The 17,441-nt window shown below is 64.8% G+C and carries 16 protein-coding genes; 12 read left to right on the top strand and 4 right to left on the bottom strand.

Features of this window, described 5'->3' with window-relative positions:
• Nucleotides 1-42: 42 nt before the first annotated feature.
• The gene (locus NP_RS00405) at nt 43-753 is read right to left on the bottom strand and encodes a helix-turn-helix domain-containing protein (RefSeq protein ID WP_011321811.1); all 711 of its coding nucleotides are present in this window, start codon (nt 751-753) and stop codon (nt 43-45) included.
• Nucleotides 754-893: 140 nt separating this feature from the next.
• On the opposite strand from NP_RS00405, the gene NP_RS00400 reads away from it, so the two are divergent.
• The 12 genes from NP_RS00400 to NP_RS14055 all read left to right on the top strand — a co-directional run bounded on the left by NP_RS00400 (nt 894) and on the right by NP_RS14055 (nt 13,987).
• On the top strand, nt 894-3,056 hold the full coding sequence (locus tag NP_RS00400) for a type II/IV secretion system ATPase subunit (protein ID WP_011321810.1): 2,163 nt from the start codon (nt 894-896) through the stop codon (nt 3,054-3,056).
• Nucleotides 3,057-3,161: 105 nt separating this feature from the next.
• Nucleotides 3,162-5,009: a type II secretion system F family protein gene (locus NP_RS00395; protein ID WP_011321809.1), complete on the top strand. Its 1,848-nt coding sequence runs from the start codon at nt 3,162-3,164 to the stop codon at nt 5,007-5,009.
• Entirely contained in the window at nt 5,006-5,713 is a 708-nt protein-coding gene (locus NP_RS00390; RefSeq protein WP_011321808.1) for a DUF7289 family protein, read from the top strand. Before NP_RS00395 ends, NP_RS00390 begins: the two co-directional genes overlap by 4 nt.
• Complete coding sequence (locus tag NP_RS00385) at nt 5,706-6,167, top strand: DUF7266 family protein (protein ID WP_011321807.1); 462 nt, start codon at nt 5,706-5,708, stop codon at nt 6,165-6,167. Before NP_RS00390 ends, NP_RS00385 begins: the two co-directional genes overlap by 8 nt.
• Nucleotides 6,164-6,805, top strand: a complete 642-nt coding sequence (locus NP_RS00380; protein WP_011321806.1) for a DUF7263 family protein — start codon at nt 6,164-6,166, stop codon at nt 6,803-6,805. Before NP_RS00385 ends, NP_RS00380 begins: the two co-directional genes overlap by 4 nt.
• Nucleotides 6,798-7,205 (top strand): DUF7262 family protein, encoded by a 408-nt coding sequence (locus NP_RS00375; RefSeq protein ID WP_011321805.1) that lies wholly within the window; start codon nt 6,798-6,800, stop codon nt 7,203-7,205. The genes NP_RS00380 and NP_RS00375 overlap by 8 nt, the downstream gene beginning before the upstream one ends.
• Nucleotides 7,187-7,711, top strand: coding sequence for a DUF7261 family protein (locus NP_RS00370; protein WP_011321804.1), 525 nt, complete (start codon nt 7,187-7,189; stop codon nt 7,709-7,711). Before NP_RS00375 ends, NP_RS00370 begins: the two co-directional genes overlap by 19 nt.
• A gap of 114 nt (nt 7,712-7,825) precedes the next feature.
• Nucleotides 7,826-8,371 (top strand): hypothetical protein, encoded by a 546-nt coding sequence (locus tag NP_RS00365; protein ID WP_011321803.1) that lies wholly within the window; start codon nt 7,826-7,828, stop codon nt 8,369-8,371.
• A gap of 48 nt (nt 8,372-8,419) precedes the next feature.
• Nucleotides 8,420-10,306 carry a sensor histidine kinase gene (locus NP_RS00360; RefSeq protein WP_011321802.1) on the top strand — a complete coding sequence of 629 codons (1,887 nt, stop codon included), beginning with the start codon at nt 8,420-8,422 and terminating at the stop codon, nt 10,304-10,306.
• Nucleotides 10,303-11,991, top strand: coding sequence for a sensor histidine kinase (locus NP_RS00355; RefSeq protein WP_011321801.1), 1,689 nt, complete (start codon nt 10,303-10,305; stop codon nt 11,989-11,991). Before NP_RS00360 ends, NP_RS00355 begins: the two co-directional genes overlap by 4 nt.
• Nucleotides 11,992-12,046: 55 nt before the next feature.
• Entirely contained in the window at nt 12,047-12,526 is a 480-nt protein-coding gene (locus tag NP_RS00350) for a response regulator (protein WP_011321800.1), read from the top strand.
• A gap of 6 nt (nt 12,527-12,532) precedes the next feature.
• Nucleotides 12,533-13,987, top strand: coding sequence for a sensor histidine kinase (locus NP_RS14055; RefSeq protein ID WP_011321799.1), 1,455 nt, complete (start codon nt 12,533-12,535; stop codon nt 13,985-13,987).
• Here the strand turns inward: NP_RS14055 and NP_RS00340 are convergent.
• The 3 genes from NP_RS00340 to NP_RS00330 form a co-directional block, all read right to left on the bottom strand.
• Nucleotides 13,970-14,632, bottom strand: a complete 663-nt coding sequence (locus NP_RS00340) for a helix-turn-helix domain-containing protein (RefSeq protein WP_011321798.1) — start codon at nt 14,630-14,632, stop codon at nt 13,970-13,972. The two genes, NP_RS14055 and NP_RS00340, sit on opposite strands and share 18 nt — an antisense overlap.
• Nucleotides 14,633-14,714: 82 nt before the next feature.
• A complete protein-coding gene (locus tag NP_RS00335) occupies nt 14,715-15,065 on the bottom strand; it encodes a winged helix-turn-helix domain-containing protein (RefSeq protein ID WP_011321797.1) in 351 nt (116 codons plus the stop codon).
• 56 nt (nt 15,066-15,121) lie between these two features.
• Entirely contained in the window at nt 15,122-17,395 is a 2,274-nt protein-coding gene (locus NP_RS00330) for an NADP-dependent malic enzyme (RefSeq protein WP_011321796.1), read from the bottom strand.
• Nucleotides 17,396-17,441 lie beyond the last annotated feature (46 nt).

The following is a 17,441-nucleotide window of genomic DNA, read 5'->3' as shown; positions in this document are numbered from 1 at the left end:
GCCCGCAGCGAGAATAAAGCAGGACGTTAACATATCAGTCCGCTACTCGACACCACGGAGTGACGACATCGATTCGATGGTCGCCTCGACGAGTTTCCGCTCCGCTCGGCGGAGGTTCATCGAGGCGGCAGTTTTTGAAACATCGAACTCCTCGGCGAGGTCATCGAGTGACGCCCCCCGTGGTGTCTCGAAGTAGCCGGCTTCCGCGGCTGCCACGAGCGTCTCCCGCTCTGTGTCTGTCAACGCTCGGCAGCTGTCGAGGAAACTGTGTGCTGCATTGGCGTTCTCGATGACGTCGAAAAGCTCCGCCACAGTCAGCTCTGTGCGGCTCTCGACGGCGACATCGTTCTCGTCGTCGAGGTCCGAAAGCGCCCGGTCTGCCGTTGCCTCGTCGTCGAACCCGACGTGCCAGATCTCGGTCCCGTCCTCAATGTTGAACGGACCGGTGATGTAGCCGTCGTGGTTTTGGACAACAGACATCGCGTCGGTCTCTTCGATGACGGTCCGTATCGTCGCCGTGTCGCCTTTCTTTTTGAGGGAGACACAGCTAGTAATGTTTCCGTGGTCCCGAAGCGTCTGTAGCCCCCGTGTGAGCGTCTCGCGGGACTCGCCTTTCACTATCATCCGGGTTTCCAACTGTCCGTAACTGGTGTCGAGATGCCACTGCATCGCCGAGAAACTCACCGGCACCTCGTCGGTCGTATCGATAAACGGACAGTCGTACTGACGCATATCGATATCGAGGTCTATCATGATTCTATTAGGGGGATGGGGCGGACTGTCTTAATATTGGTGCATGAGTGCATATCTCATTCTGTTGCTGATGAACTGCTTTCGCACCCGCCGCAGTTCCCTAGTATTTATACCAAATACCGAGCACAGAACGACGCAAAATGTATTCTGACGCCCCTGTCGTCCCCGCCCCGGAGCCGCCGGACAGCCCAGCGGCGTGGTATGCACCTGATGTCCACGACCATTACGAGATCGCCCCCGGTGTTGTCGCGACGGTTCGTTCCGACGACGACGGCTTCGTCTACGAGGTCCGGGACCCGTCGCTTTCGACAGCAGCCGAAACGGACCTGCGGACCGTTCGCCGCCACTTCGAGGGGGCTGAACTAAGCCGTCCCCGGACCCGAGAGGGTGCCGCAGAGCGGTTCCGCGAGGGCTTCGACCGGAAGTACGACCGTGTCGTCGACCGACTCGTCGACTGTTCGCCGAGTGGTCGCCGGCGGCTAACGTATCATCTGCTGGCCGAGCTGAAGTGTCTCGGCGAGCTGACGCCCCATGCGCTCGACGACGAAATCGAGGTCGCAGACGTCGCGGGCGACGAACTACTCGTCCACCTCCGCGACTACGCGCCGGCCCGAACCGGCATCGACGACGCCGACTTCGTCGACCGGTTCAGCGCCGAACGGCTCGACCGCTACACCGTTTCGTTTGCCGGCTACGAGGTCCCGGTCGTCCGCTACCGCGACCGGATGCTCGGCGCGGACGCCTTCGAGCGGAAATACGCCGTTCTCGAACCCGACCGGCTGCCGGGCGACGACGAACTCATCGCCGAGTGCAAGACGCGCATTTGGGAGACGGGGGTTGACGGTGAGTCGTCGGTCGATGACCGCCGCTCCGTCGTCCGTGAGCGCGGCGAAGAGCTGCTTTCCCGTCGCCTGACCGCCCGGAACACCCGTGCGTGGCTCGATGCGGCCGAACACCGACTCCGGGCGGCGCTGGCGGAGTACGGACTGGCCGTCCCGCCGGTCGATGGTCGCTTCGCCGACGGCCGGCTGGATGCGCTCACGTACTACGTCCTCCGCGATTTGGTCGGCTACGGCCAGCTGACGATACCGATACGCGACCCGAACCTCGAAGATATCGAGGCCAACCGCGTCGGCGAGCGTATCAAGGTCGTCCCTCGCGGCGACGGCCGCGAACCGACGAACCTCCGGTTCGACTCCGAATCCGCCTTCGTCAACGTCGTTACGCAGCTTGCGGCCAACGACGGCGTCGAACTCTCCGCGAGCCGGCCGTCGGCGAAGGTCAACCTCGACCTCGACGGCGTCGACCAGACCATCCGCTGTGCGGTCGCGCTGCCGACAATCTCCGAGGACGGCCCCCATATTTCGATTCGAAAGCAGGCTCCGGACGTTCTCACCCCTGTCGACCTCGTCGAGAGCGGGTCGCTACCGACCGAGCTCGTGACGCTGCTGTGGCTGCTCTATGAACACCACGGCGTCGTGCTGTTCTCCGGGCCGACCGGGGCCGGGAAGACGACGCTGATGAACTCGCATATGCCTTTCGTGAGCTACGAGGACCGCCCCGTGAGCATCGACGAAGGCTCCCGAGAGGTGCTTTTGCCCCACGAGACGGGCGTCTCGCTGACCACGCGTGAACACCAAGAGGAGTTCAAGAACGTCTCGATGGCCGACCTGATGACCGAGACGAACTACCTCAACCCGGACGTGGAGGTCATCGCGGAGATAAACACGCCGGAGTCGTTCGAGACGTTCGGTGAGGTGCTTCAGACGGGCCACGGCGTTTTGGGAACGACCCACGCCGAGGACATCGAAAAGCTCGTCAACCGGGTCGTCGAGAAGGGCCTCCCGCCGTACCTGTTGCGGGAAATCGACCTTGTCGTCTTCCCAAAGCACGTCGATGGCGACCGCTTTGTCGGTTCCGTCGTTGAATTGCTCTCCGAGCAGGAAGCCGCCGCCCTCGATGCGCCGGTCGAGACAATCGAGAAAGACGGGTCGACGATACATTACAACCGCGTACTCGACCGGACGCCCGACGGCGGTTGGGAGTTCGCCTACGAGCACCCCGACCTCGGTGACCCGACAGCGCGGAACGGGATGTACGCACTTTCCCGGCTTGCACAGCGGTTGAACCGCCCGATTGCGGACGTACAGGACGAGTTCCACCGCAAACACGGCTACGTCGAATACCTCGTTCGCGAGGGCGTCTCCGACATCGACTCGCTGTTCGGATTCCTCGGCGACCTCCGGACTGACGAGGCAGCGACAGTCGAACGCATCCAGCGACAGGCGGCCGCCGATGACTGACCACACCTGCCAGCCGTCGGGTATTGCGCCGCATGCGACGCCCCAAACGAGCGTGGCTCCGCGGAGCCGGTGTCAACATCGCCGTTGTCGGAGGTGGGCAACGCGATGAGCGTCGCCTCTCGGCTCGACCGCGGGCTGCATGCGCTGTTTTCTCGCCACGCCGACAGCGCCCGCCACGACCGTGACCGCGACCGGTATCGCGGAGCGGGACTCACAGTTGGTTTCGATACGTACCTCGCCCGCATCTACGGCATCTCATGGCTCGTCGCGGCCGTTCTCGCGGCAGCCGTCGCCGCGATTTTGCTCGTTGCCCCTGTCGATGCCGCTACAACGGCTCTCGGTGCCGCCGCTCCGGGCGACGTTTCCCTGCCGTCGGTGCCCCGGCTTTACAGCGCTGTCGCGGCTGGGGTAGCCGTTGGCGCAATCGGAAAACGGGCGACAGTCGCCTCGGGCGGTGCGTACCTCCGCTGGCGGGTCGACGCCCGCCGGACAGCTATCGAACGGACGCTTCCGGGAGCGGTCCGATACCTGCGGGCGCTGGCCGACGGTAGCGAGGGTCGGCGCGAGATGCTTCGCCGGGTCGCCAAACAGGACGCCTACGGCGAGACGAGCGCCGAGCTTCGGCGAGTGCTCCGGAAGGCGGAACTCACCGGCAGTCTCGATTCGGGCCTCCGAAGCGTCGCCCGCGAGACACCCTCCCGGGAGCTTTTGTCGCCGTTTCTCCTGAAGTTCCGCGAGCACGCGAACCAGGGCTCGGACGCACTGCAGGGCTACCTGCGGATGGAATCACGGATGCTCTCCCATCAGCGCTCCCGCGAGCGACAGCGTGCCGGTGACTATCTGGAACTGCTTGCGGAGCTTTTCATCGTCCTGCTGGTGCTGCCGGCGCTTTTAGTTATCATCGTGACAGTGATGAGCGTCCTCGCGCCCGGCCTCTCTAGGCCCGTTCCGATACCCGGTGAGCCGACGATGCGCGCGCTGCTCGTCTACGGCAGCGCGGCGTTCGTTCTCGTCGTCGGGGGCTGTGCCGCGGCGCTTGTCGTCGAGCTCCGGCCGGCCAACCACGGCGTAAGCTACGACCGCCCCGGCGGGCTCGAAACGCTCGTGACGGCGACGACAAACCCCGCAAGCGCCGCCGTCGTCTTTCTGCCGCCGGCGTCTGCTCTCGGTGGGCTCCTCTGGTGGGTCGGTGAGCCGGCGGTCAACGTCGCTTTGCTCGGCTACGCTGCTTACGGCCTGCCGGTGGGTGCGATTTCGGTCCGGCGTGCCCGCCTCGATGACGCGAAGGACCGTGAAATCCGAGACTTCGTCCACGCCGTCGCCGGCCACGTTAGCCTCGGCAAGCCGTTCGACGAAGCCGTCCAGACAGTCGCCGAAGAAGTCGATTTCGGGCCGTTGCAGGCCGATGTCGATGACCTCGCGTTTCGGCTCGGCCTCACCACCGGCACCCGCGATGGCGGGACCCGCAGAGAGGCCCTCGACCGCTTCGTCGAGCGGGTCGGAACACCGCTTTCAGAGCAAACGGTCGGGCTCGTGACGGGAGCGCTGTCTGTCGGCAGCGACGCCGAGACGACCTTCGAGACGCTCCAGACCGAAATCGGCTCGCTGTACCACCAGCGGAAGAAACTCCGCTCGGCGATGGCCGTGTACGTGGCCGTCGGCTGGACGACAGCCCTGCTCGTCGTCGGCATCGTCGTCGCGGTCAACGCCTACGTCCTCGATGGGTTCGCACAGCTTTCCAGCGTCTCCGGTGCCTCCGGCGTCGCTATCGACCCCGAGGCGGTCGACATCGAACGGGACGCGTGGCGGTTTTACGTCGTCACGCAGGCGACAATGCTCGCCTGCGGGTGGTTCGCTGGCGTCGCCTCGCGGAGCCGTTATGAGGCGCTTTTGCACTCGTCGGCGCTGGTCGTCGTCTGCTATCTGGTCTTTGCGGGGGCGGGCATGATATGAGCCGACGCGCTCAGTCGAACGTCGTCGGCGTTGCGTTGCTGCTCGGCATCGCAGTCGTGTCGATGGGAGCGCTCACCGCGACTGTCGGTATGTTGGTCGACTCGAACGCCGCGGCCGCCGACGCCGAACGCGTCGCCGCCGACTTCGATGCGACGTTCGAGCCCGTCGCCGCGACCGGCCCGCAGCGCGGGACGGTGACGTTCGGCGAGGGGCGTCTTACGACTGTCGACCGCACCGTCGAAATCAGAGTCGACGGCGTCACTGTAGAGACGGTGCAGGCAGACGCGCTCGTTTACGAATCCGACGACCGCCGCGTCGCCTTCCACTCGGGTGCGGTCGTTCGGGGACAGGCCGGCGAGGCGTGGCTGGAGACGCCGCCGCCCATAACGGTCGATGATGACCTGATTATTGTCGGCGTCGCCCGTCTTGGCGACGACATTCGGACCGTCTCCGGCAGCGGCGGCGTCACGACGACCGTCCGGACGAACGTCAGCCACAGCCGGACCGACCTCGGGACGGCGACGGTCTCGGTCGCTGTCGAGACGGCTGCCCCCGGTGCGTGGGAACGATACTTCGAGCGACACGGCGCGAGCGTCGACCGACGCTCCGGCGACCCGCCGACCGTTGAGGCGACCTTCGACGGCGACCGAACCGGCTACCTCGTCGTTCACGACCTTGCCGCGGAGGTCGGTGGCCATGCGTGACCGCTGTGTGCCGCCCGCCGACCGGCGGGCGATGAGCCCCGTCGTCGGGAAGGCGATGGAGGCGACGCTCGTCGTCCTCTATCTCGGCATCGTTACCGCGGCGCTGTATGGCGGCGCAGTGCCGGAGTACCGGGCCGCAGCCGGAACGGAACTGGCCGAGCGAGCGGCTGCCGACGCGGCGACGGACATCGAACGGTCCATTCCGCCCGACGTGGCGGCCGCCGAGACCCGCACCGTTGTCGAACTGCCGCCGACAATCGCTGGCGAAGCCTACCGCGTCGAGGCCGATGGCGACCGACTCGCCGTTGACCACCCGAACCCGGGGATAGAAGCGTCAGTGCCGCTGTCGCTTCCGGACCGAGTCGTCGCCGTCGACGGAACATGGAACAGCGGCGACCGAACGGTCGCGGTCGTTACCACCACGGAAGACGGGCTGGAGGTGCAGCTGTCGTGAGCCGCGGTCAGGCCAACCTCCCGGCGCTGGCGATTGCGCTGTTGGTGCTCACCACTGTCGCCGTGCTCGCGGTGACGATTGCGGATGCGTCCGTACGCGGTGCCGAGCGGAACGCTGCTGACCGGGCGGTCGCGACCGCGACCGCTGACCGGCTCGTCGCCGCCGATAGCGCGGCGACGGTCCGCGGCAACGTACTGAACGGCAGCCTCGATGCCGACTCGGTTGCGGCTAGCCTTCCGCCAGATGTCGACGCCCGTGTCGCGCTTGACGGCGAGGCGGTTTACGAGCGTGGCGACCCAACTGGGGGTGAGACGGCCCGCCGGATTGTCCTCGTTGCGGACCAGCAGGCCGTCGAAGTCGAGCCACCCTTCGAGTTCCGGTCGGTAACGCTCCCACGGCGGAGCCCGCGGGCAACGCTCGATATCGAGCCGAGCGCCGACATTGAGACCGTTCGAGCCAACGACCGGGTCGTCCTCTACGAGCCGGGTGGCCTCGACGGCACCTATGAGGTCCCGCTGTCCCGATACGAGACGACCACGCTCCGCGTCGACGGGTTCCCGGACGACGGCGAGGTGACCGTCACCTACTATCCACGGCAAACACAGAAAGCGCTCTTGGAGGTGACGGTCAATGCCTGACCGCGGCCAGCTTTCGCTGTCGATTGTTGAGGCTGGCGTCGGTGTTGTCTTCGTCCTCGCGGTCGCGCTCGGTTTCGCGCTCGGGGTGCCAGCCCCAGATACCGAAACGCCGCAGCTAGACGCTTACGCCGACGACGTTGCAACGGTGCTCGCAAACGAGCCACCGCGGCACGGCGGCGAGACGCGGCTCGAAGAGGTCACACGGAGCCCGGCAGCCTTCGACCGCGAGCGCGACGCGCTAGAGAGCCGCGTCGACCGACTGTTGTCGGCCAACCTGATGTATCGGCTCGAAACGCCACACGGCGCTGTCGGCTACGAGCGGCCGGCCGGGTCGCCAGCCGGGCAAGCGACCGCGCCAACCGCCGGCGGGGAGGTGAGAGTATGGGTCTGGCACGTCTGAACCGCGGGCAACTCGTGTTGGTCGCGGCGGCCGTCATCGCCATCGGGCTGGTGCCGATACTGTTTGCCTATCTCCAGCTCGGCTTTCATCCGGATGTCGACCGAACGCCGGCGGTTGCCGGCGACGACGCCGTTGCCTATCTCGACCGGTCGGTTCACGACGCCGCTGCGGCGACGGCGGGCGACTACGCGGCACACGAATCCGACGACCTGGCCGACGCCGTTCGCGATTCGATTGATGACGACATCGAAGCGTTGGCCCGCTCGCGCCTCGAAGAGGGGGTCGGCTACGAGGTCACGTACAATGCGACCGCCGCGGCCGGCTGGGAGGGGGCCGCCTGCGAGACGGGTCCAGGTGCCCGGTTTGGGGATTGCGCCGCCGACGGCGGTGTCGTCGTGCAGCCGCGGGCGGGCGACGCGGTCCTCGTCGCCGTTGCGTTCGATGTCCGGGCTATCGGTCCCGAGTCGACGGCCGAACTGACCGTTGTCATCGATGTCGGTGGATGAGACTGTACGCCAGACGGTTTCCATTCCGCAGAGAACGAAACAGGGCCGCTCTCACGAGCCGCCATCCCAACCGGAGGCGGCAGACTAAAACCTCGTGGTGGTCTTGCACACGGTATGGCGACTGCGAGCGGTCTCCTCGGCTCCCTCTGTGAAGCACAGCGACAGGCGATAGCAACCGCGACGGATATCACCAACAGCGGCGTTGACGCCCAGCGACAGACCGCCGATGCCGTGGCTGCTACCGCTGACGCTGCGGCCGCTGTCGGCGCGGCCGGGGTGTCGACGACCCGCGCCGCTGCCGACGTGGCTACGGCGACGATGCCGCTCCTCGATGACTCTCTCGAACGCCTCGACCGCCGACTTGACGCCGCTGCGGCCGCCGAGATGGCGCTCTTCGAGGCGGGTGGGGTGTTGGCCGAGCGGAGCGCCGACACCGTAGACGCCCTCAACGAGAGCACGCGTGATACGGCCGAAACCTGCTCCGACGCTGCGCTTGCAACCCACGAAGCCGGCGAGACGACGGCGGGAGCCGTCACGGCTCGGCTCGGTGAGACCGCAGCCATCATGGCTATCGTCGCGGCCGTCGACGGAATCGACCTCATTGACCGCCCGGCCGAGCGGTTTGAGGACCTCGCCGTCGATGGCGTTCCCGACGCCTGATACCGACCGATGTGTAATTAAACCAGTAGCCGGTAGCCCGGCCAACGAATGGCGACCAGAGAGGGGATTCGGCTCGCGACGGTGGGAATAACGGTCCCACAGGAGACGCTGGAGGCGCTTTCCGCCCACGACATCGAGGTCAGTACCGATACGACAGCGGACGCCGCCTTCAGCACCGCTACCGCTGCAGACGAGATGGCAACCGATGACTTCGATTGTGCTATTGTCTCCGATTCGACCGTCAGGGAGTGGTCGACACGGGTGCCCTGCGCCGGTGTCGACGGTTGCCCGGTCGTCGTCGCCGTCGACGACGGCAACGAACGGCTTGCCCGCGACGCGCTTGATTCCTTTGCTGCCGAGTTCGTTCGTTCCGAAACAGTCCACGGCGACGGTGACCTCCTTGCCCACCGGGTCCGGACAGCTATCTCGGCGGCGACCGATGTCGACGCCGCCACACATCGCGACGTGGAGGCACGCCGCAAGCGACTCCGCGCGCTCTTTGATAAGGCTCCCGACGCTGTTGTGCTCCACGACGCTGACGGTGCCGTTCTCGACGTGAACGAGCGGCTCGTCGAGAACCTCGGCTACTCCCGGTCGGAACTGCAGTCGATGTCGGTTGCGGACTTCGAGGCCGGCCACGATATCGAGTCGCTCCGGGCGTTTTGGTCGGAACTGGACGTCGGAGAAACCGGGACACTCGAAGGCACCCATCGCCGCGCCGACGGGTCTACCTTTCCGGTCGAAATCTGGCTCAACAAGCTCGAAATCGACGGCGAGGTGCAGTTTCTCGCTTTCGCCCGGGACATCACAGAGCGGAAGGAACACGAAAGCGCCCTCCAGCGGGCCCGTGATGAGCTCCGGCAGATAATCGACCTCGTTCCCGACCTGCTGTTTGTCAAGGACGCCAACGGCGAATATCTGCTCGCAAACGAAACGACCGCCGACTACTACGGGCTTGCGCCTGACGAGGTCGTCGGCCGAACCGACGCCGAGGTGCTTCCGGACGAGACAGAGGCGGAAGCGTTCCGCGAACAGGACCGCCACGTCATCGACAGCGGCGAGCCCACACACGTCGACAGAGAGGAACTCACGACGGCCGATGGCGAAACACGGGTGCTGGAGACGACGAAAATACCGTTCGAGGTCGCCGGCACCGACGAGACGGCGGTGCTCGGCTACGCCCGCGACATTACGGAGCGAGACACCTACGAGCGCGAACTTGATGCCCGACGACGCGAACTCCGGGAGTCAAACGAACGGCTCCAGCAGTTCGCCTACGTCGTCTCCCATGACCTTCAGGAACCGTTGCGGATGGTTTCAAGTTACCTGGACCTGCTTGAATCCGAGTACAGCGACGACCTCGACGCCGAAGCACGGGAGTACATCGACTTCGCTGTCGATGGTGCCGAGCGGATGAGCCGGATGATAGACGCCCTGCTTTCGTATTCCCGTGTCGAGACACGCGGCGAGGAGCCGGCCCCCGTCGATGCCGCGGCGGTTTTCGAGGAGGCTCACAGAGACCTCAAGCAGCGCATCGAAGAGACCAACGCCAGAATCGAGGCCGACGACCTCCCGACGGTTCTTGCTGACCGGAGCCAGCTGGGCCAGCTGTTCCGGAACCTGCTTTCGAACGCAATCGAGTATGCGGGCGACGAGCCGCCAGTTGTCGATGTTGCGGTCGAACGGCAGAACGGCGAGTACGTTTTCGCTGTCGCTGACGAGGGGGTCGGCATTCACGAACGCGACCGCGAGGACATCTTTGAGGTCTTCCAGCGCGGGCGCAACGCCGACCGCGGTTCCGGAACCGGCATCGGGCTCGCTATCTGCCGTCGCATCGTCGACCGCCACGGCGGTGACATCTGGGTTGATTCGACGGTCGGCGACGGAACGACGTTCTACTTCACGCTGCCGGCACCAGAGGGTGACGCCGGATGAAGCTCCGCCGCGCCTTCGCCGTTGTTCTCGTTGTCGTTGCCGTTGTCCTCACTGTCGCCGTCGCCTCGGGGTTTCAGCTCTACGGCGACGCCTTAGAGCAAAGCGAGCGCGAGTCGCTCGGCGGAACCGCGGATGTGACAGCAGGCCAGCTTGAGGACCTATTGGCCGAGCGGTCACGCACGGTCGAGCTACACGCCGGCGACCCGGCGTTAACCAGCACTGACGAGGAGCGGCGTGCCTCGCTGGCCCGATTCGTCGAGCGAACGACCTTCCAGGGTGCATCCGTCGTCGACGCCGACGGCCGGATACTCGATATCGAGTCGGAGGGACTCTCGGCGGCCGAGCGCCAAGACCTGAGCGGAAGCGACCTCAGCGACCGGCTGTACGTCCAACGGGCACTGGATGGCGAAACACATGTCAGCGACCCCGTGGCGGCTGAAACCGGGAACTTCATCGTCACTATCAGCACCCCCATCGAGCGGGACGGCGAGATAGTCGGGGCGCTCAACGCCGCCTTGCATCTCGATGACGACGCGTTCTTTGCATCCGTCGCGCCGGACCCCAGCGCCGACACCGCCGTCCGAGTGACCACCGACGGGACGACGCTTTTCGAGACCGGCCCGTGGGACCGCGCCGACCTGCTGGCCGCGGGAAGCGACCTCGAAACGGCTGACTGGACGGTAACGGTCGCCCGCCCGGAGGCAGCCGTCGTCGGCGCGGCCCAGACTGCGACACTCCTGCAGCTTGGGTCAGTAGTCATCGTTCTCGTGACACTTGTCGGCTTTGCGGGCTGGTTCTACCGCCATAACCTCCGGCAAGTCGACGCGCTCCTGTCCGGGTTCGACCGGCTCGCCGACCGGGAGTACGGGACCCGCGTTGACCTCGGGGCGACCGACGAGTGGGCCGAAATCGGCCGTCGGTTCAACGCCGTCAGCCGCGAGCTTGCGGTTCGTGAACGGGAACTCGAGGCGACTGTCGACCGGCTCGAACAGTCCCGGGCCGAGCTGGCGCAGTTCACCCACGTCGCGTACCACGACCTTCAGGAGCCGTTGCGGATGGTGTCTGCACATCTGACGCTCTTGGAGTCCGAATACGGCGACGACCTCGATGCGGAGGCACAGGCGTCCATAGCACACGCGGTGACGGGCGCCGAGCGGATGCGGCAGCTCATCGACGACCTGCTGGCGTTTGCGCGGCTCGAAACCGACGCTGGCGAGAGTACGACGGTCGATACCGAACAGGTCCTCGAACGGGCCATCGACAACCTCGATGTGAGTGTCACGGCCGCCGACGCCGAAATCGAGTACGACGTGCTACCGGCCGTTGAGGGGACTGAACGACAGCTCGTCCAGCTGTTCCAGAACCTGCTTTCGAACGCAATCGAGTACAACGAGGCCGGGACGCCGCGTGTCACCATCTCCGCAAGCGAGTGTGACGGCCGCTACCGGTTCTCCGTGGCCGACGACGGCGTCGGCATCCCCGAACCCCAGCAGGACAAGCTCTTCGAGCTTTTCACTCGGGGCGACCGCGACGACGAATCGCGCACCGGCGTCGGTCTGGCGGTCTGTAAGCGCATCGTCGAAGCCCACGGTGGCGACATCTGGGTTGATTCGACGGTCGGCGACGGCTCGACGTTTTACTTTACGCTGCCGACCCCAGACGAACACGACAGCGAGCGACGCTGACAGAACATTCGTCGATGACACAAGACTTAATCGATACTACGAAAAAGTGCTCACAATGCCTGAACCGGCGGATGTCGGCGACGAATCGGCCCCTTCCGGCGGTGCCGAAGCGGCTGCGGTGGAACCCGCCTCCATCCTGCTCGTCGAGGACAACCCCGGCGACGTGAAACTGACAAAGAAGGCCTTCGAGAAGGCCGCGCTGGCAAACCACATCGATGTCGCCGCCGACGGCGTCGAGGCGATGACGTATCTCCGTGACGACGACCGCGACCGACCGGATATCGTCCTACTCGACCTCAAGCTCCCCCGAATGAGCGGCCACGAGGTCCTCGAAGAGATCAAGTCGGACCCGGACCTCCGCCGGATTCCGGTCGTCATCCTGACCAGCTCCGAATCCGAACGCGATATCGTCGACAGTTACGACGACCACGCCAACGCCTATCTGACAAAGCCAGTTACGTTCGACGGCTTCCGGGACGTCGTCAAGCGAATCGAAGGGTTCTGGTTCTGCGTGGCGACGCTGCCGCCGAGGTGACAGCTGATGGAACTACGCGCCGAACTCGATGTACTGCTGGTTGAAGACAACCCGGGCGATGCCCGCCTCATCGAAAAGCGGCTCGAACGGGCCGACGAGTCGCTTCTGGCTTCTGACCACACGCTCGCTCACGTTGACGACCTTGCGGGCTGTCTCGACGCGCTGGCGGAATCCGACTGGGATGTCGTGCTGCTGGACCTCGGGCTACCGGAGTCAAACGGTCTCGATACGCTCAGTGCTGTCACCGACGCAGCCGACAACATCCCTGTGGTCGTTCTGACGGGGCTTGATGACCAGCAACTTGCCCTCGAGGCTATCACTGAGGGCGCACAGGACTATCTCACCAAAGACGACCTCAACGGCAGCGAACTGTCGCGGTCGGTCCGGTATGCCGTCGAGCGAAAGAAGCACGAACAGAAGCTCAAAGCCGAACGTGATTTCCTTGATACCGTCATCGAGAGCCTGCCGTATCCCTTCTACGTCGTCGATGTCGACGACTACACCGTCACGCACGCGAACTCCCGGGCTCCGGTCGAGGAGGGCGACACCTGCCACGCCGCCACACACGGGCGAGACGTTCCCTGTGATGAGGCCGATGCTGATCTCGGCTGTCCGCTGCCGTCGGTCGTCGAGACGGGCGAGCCGCAGGAACTCGAACATATTCATCACACCGAAGACGGCGAAAAGCGGGTTTACAAGGTCCATGCCGCGCCTATCTTCGACGACGACGGCAACGTTGTCCAGATGGCCGAGAGCAACATCGACATCACCGACCGCGTCGCCTACGAGCGACGGCTCGAAGAACAGCGGGACAACCTCGAGATTCTCAACGAGGTCGTACGACACGACATCCGCAACGACCTCCAGCTTGTGACCGCCTACGCGGAGATGCTCGAAGCCCACGTCGATGACGACGGCACGCAGTATCTGCAGACAGTCAAAGAAAGCGCCGAGAACGCCGTCGACCTCACGACGACTGCCAGAGACCTCGCGGAGGTGATGCTCCAGCCCGATGTCGAGAACAGACAGGTCGCACTCGACCGGTCCCTCGAACGGCAGCTTGAGGAGATACGCTCGACACACTCGGATGCAGCCGTCACAGTCGACGGGTCGCTGCCGACGGTCGACGTCGTCGGCAACGATATGCTCGGAGCCGTCTTCCGGAACCTCCTGAAAAACGCCGTCCAGCACAACGACAAGCCGCTTCCCGAGGTGTCTGTTTCGGCTGTGGTCGACGGCGACATCGCCGAGATTCGGGTCGCAGACAACGGCCCGGGGGTCCCGGACGCCCAAAAAGAGGAAATATTCGGCAAGGGCGAGAAAGGCCTCGAAAGCGAAGGTACCGGCGTCGGGCTGTATCTCGTCCGAACGCTCGTCGAGAGCTACGGCGGCGAGGTGTGGGTCGAGGACAACGAGCCGGAGGGCAGCGTCTTCATCGTCGAGCTACCGGTCGCCGACTGATGCCGGCTGTGGTCCCGGCCAGCCGTTTTTCTCGGCTTGGACAAGCTCCTCGACGAGCTTCGTCTCGACGGCAGTAAGCCGCTGGGAGACTGCCGACCGAGAGACGCCGAGCTGGTCGGCCAACTCGCTGAGGTCCGCCTCCCGTGGCGTCTCGTAATAGCCGGCGTCGGCGGCGACCTGGACCGCCTCGCGTTGTTTTTCGGTTATGCCGTCGGCGTCGAGCCGGAGCACTCGTCTGTCGCTGCCAACCGCAGAGCTATCGATTCGGCGGAGCTTTACGGTTGCGCCACGCTCTCTGAGCTCGGCGACGACCGATGTCAGTTCCTCACGGTCTGGAACGGCCACTGAAACAATGAGCGTGCCGTCTTCGAAGCCGTCCAGCGAGGCGACACAGTCGTGTTCGCGGAACGCGGGACAGACACAGCCGTTCGTGACATCGCTTTCGACAAGCTGTGCCGGCCCGTCGTCGAGTGATGCCTCAGCTTTACAGGTACACTCGCCGCTGTCGTCGTCAGAACGGAGGTCACGCTTGGTCACGGTGCCGCGCTTTCCGGACCCAAGGATGTGACAGCTGGCGTCCGGCGAGGGCGTCACCGCGAGCACGACCCGGAGATGGCCGTCGGCGTTCGGTTTCGGGGAAGACATACGCTCTTCTACCCGATATACGGACCCGTATTGTAAATTCCTCCCCTGTGGGTCCCAGTTTGTGAGACATCTTTTAAGGCCTCTACCGCCGCACTTCGATGGTTTCCGCCTCGCCGACGATAATTTCCAGTGCGTCGACAGTCCGCTGGTAGGCCGTCGCTGTATTGGGGTCGTCATCGGCCGAGGCTGGTTCGAGTAGCCCGGCCGCGGTCAGCTTTCGTACCTTCCGGTAGGCCGTCGAACGGGCAACCCCGCAGTCAGCGGTCAGTTCCGGTATCGTCTTCGGCTTGCCGGTATGCCGAAACAGCGCTCTGGCTTCCTCGTCGGCCAGCAACGCCAGCGTCGCCCCGACATCGTCGTCGCCGACCACTGCCTCTCCGCTTTTGGCTGGCTCCGTTTCGTGTGCTACCGTGCCCCCGGTTTCGGTGCTCATACGTATACTGAGACGCTCTGTCCCGAAGACAGTCCCCCGGTAATATTCAGGGGTTTTCAGTGTTGGATGCTGTCGACCGATGCGTCATTTTGTGCGTCGACGACGGCGACACTGGCGAGGTTGACGATGTCTTTGACTTCGTCGCCGCGCTGGAGGACGTGGACGGGTTTGTCCATGCCGACGAGCATGGGGCCGATGGCCTCGGCACCGCCGAGTCGCTGGAGTAGCTTGTAGGCGATGTTGCCCGCCTCCAGGTTCGGGAACACGAGCACGTTCGCCGGCTCATCGAGGTCGGCAAACGAGTAGTCGCCGGTCAGCATCTCCTCGACGACGGCGGTGTCGGCCTGCATTTCGCCGTCGACGGGGAAATCGACGGCGTCGTCGTCACGGAGCATTTCGGCCGCTTGGCGAGGCTTTCGGGTCCCCTCGTTGTCGACGGTGCCGAAGTCGGAGTACGAGAGCAACGCCACACGGGGGTCGACGTTGAACTGCCGGGCCAGTTCGGCGGTGTGCTGTGCCACTTCGGCGAGGACCTCTTCGTCCGGCGACTGATTGACGGTGGCGTCGGCGACGAACACGACTCGGTTTTTGAACGTGAGCATGTAGACGCCCGCCGCGTAGTCGGCGTCGTCGGCCGTCCCGACGACCTGCAGCGGCGGCCGCAGCGCCGTGGGGTAGTGGTTCGTTAGCCCCGTCAACATCGCGTCGGCGTCGCCCATCTCGACCATGACGCTTGCCAGATAGTTGCCGTCGCGTACCCGCCCGTCGGCCTCGCGGCGTGTGACCCCGTTCCGCTTGCGGAGTTCGTAGAGCCGCTCGGCGTAGGGGTCGAGTTCGTCGGTCGCCGGGTCGACGATTTCCGGGTCGAAATCCAGCCCGAGTTCGGCGGCCTGCTCCCAGATGGCCCGCTTGTCCCCGACGAGGATGGGATGGGCGATACCCTGCTCGACGAGCTGATACGCGGCACGAATCATTTTCGGGTCGTCGCCCTCGGCGAGGACGAGCCGCTTGGGCTCGCTTTTGGCCTTGTTGAGGACGACCCGCATCATCTCTCTGGACTTGCCCAGCCGTGCCTCCAGTTCTTCTCGGTAGGTGTCGAGGTCGAGGTCGTCCCGCGCGACGCCGCTTTCCATCGCCGCCTCCGCGACGGCTCCGGAAACCTCGAAGAGAACGCGTGGGTCAAGCGGCTTCGGGATGATGTACTCGGGGCCGAACTGCAGCGGCTGGTCGCCGTAGGCCTTGACGACGGCGTCGGGTACGTCCTGCTTTGCGAGATTCGCGAGCGCTTCGGCGGCCGCCACCTTCATCTCCTGGTTGATTTCGGTCGCTCTGACATCGAGCGCGCCGCGGAAGATGAACGGAAACCCGAGGACGTTGTTGACCTGATTGGGATAATCCGAGCGCCCTGTCGCCATGATGACCGTGTCGTCGCGGGCCTGCTTGGCCGCCTCGTAGCCGATTTCCGGCTCCGGATTGGCCATCGCGAAGATAATCGGGTCTTCAGCCATCGACTGGACCATCTCGGGCGAGACGATACCGCCGACAGAGAGGCCGACAAAGACATCGGCACCCGCTATCGCATCCGCGAGGTCGCCGCCGGCTGGCTCGGCGAACGGCTCGACGTAGCTGTGGGGGTCGTCGTTTGCGACCCGGTCTTCGGTGATGATGCCGTCGATATCGCACATCGTGATGTTTTCCGGGGCAACACCCAGCGAGACGTAAAACTCCGCCGTCGCGGTCGCGGCCGCTCCGGCCCCGGAAAACGTTATGTTGAGGTCCGATATCGACTTGTCGGCGATTTCGCAGGCGTTGAGCAGGGCGGCTCCGGAGATGATGGCGGTGCCGTGCTGGTCGTCGTGGAACACCGGGATGTCCATCTGCTCTCGGAGATAGGATTCGATTTCGAAACACTCCGGTCCCGAAATGTCTTCGAGATTGATACCGCCGAACGTCGGCTCCATCCGGGCAACCGACTCGGCGAAGGCCGCGGGGTCGTCCTCATCGAGTTCAATATCGAAGACGTCGATGTCGGCAAAGCGCTTGAAGAGGACGCCCTTGCCCTCCATGACCGGCTTCGAGGCCTGTGCGCCGATATCTCCCAGTCCGAGCACGGCCGTGCCGTTCGAGACGACCCCGACCATGTTCCCCTTGGTGGTGTATGTGTAGGCGGCCTCGGGGTCGTCGGCGATCTCCGAACAGGGGGCTGCCACTCCCGGTGAATACGCTAACGAGAGGTCTCGCTGGGTGTTTGTCGGCTTCGTCGTCGAAATCTCGAGCTTGCCCGGCGGGTCGGTACGATGATACTCAAGGGCGTCCTCCTCCAGTCCCATAGGTAAACTGGCGGCACGCAGGGTAATGAGTGGTGGTGACTAATCG

This window comes from Natronomonas pharaonis DSM 2160 (assembly GCF_000026045.1).
Taxonomy (GTDB): domain Archaea; phylum Halobacteriota; class Halobacteria; order Halobacteriales; family Haloarculaceae; genus Natronomonas; species Natronomonas pharaonis.
The sequence above is the reverse complement of the archived record's forward strand: the minus strand, read 5'-3'. Positions and strand labels throughout refer to the sequence as shown.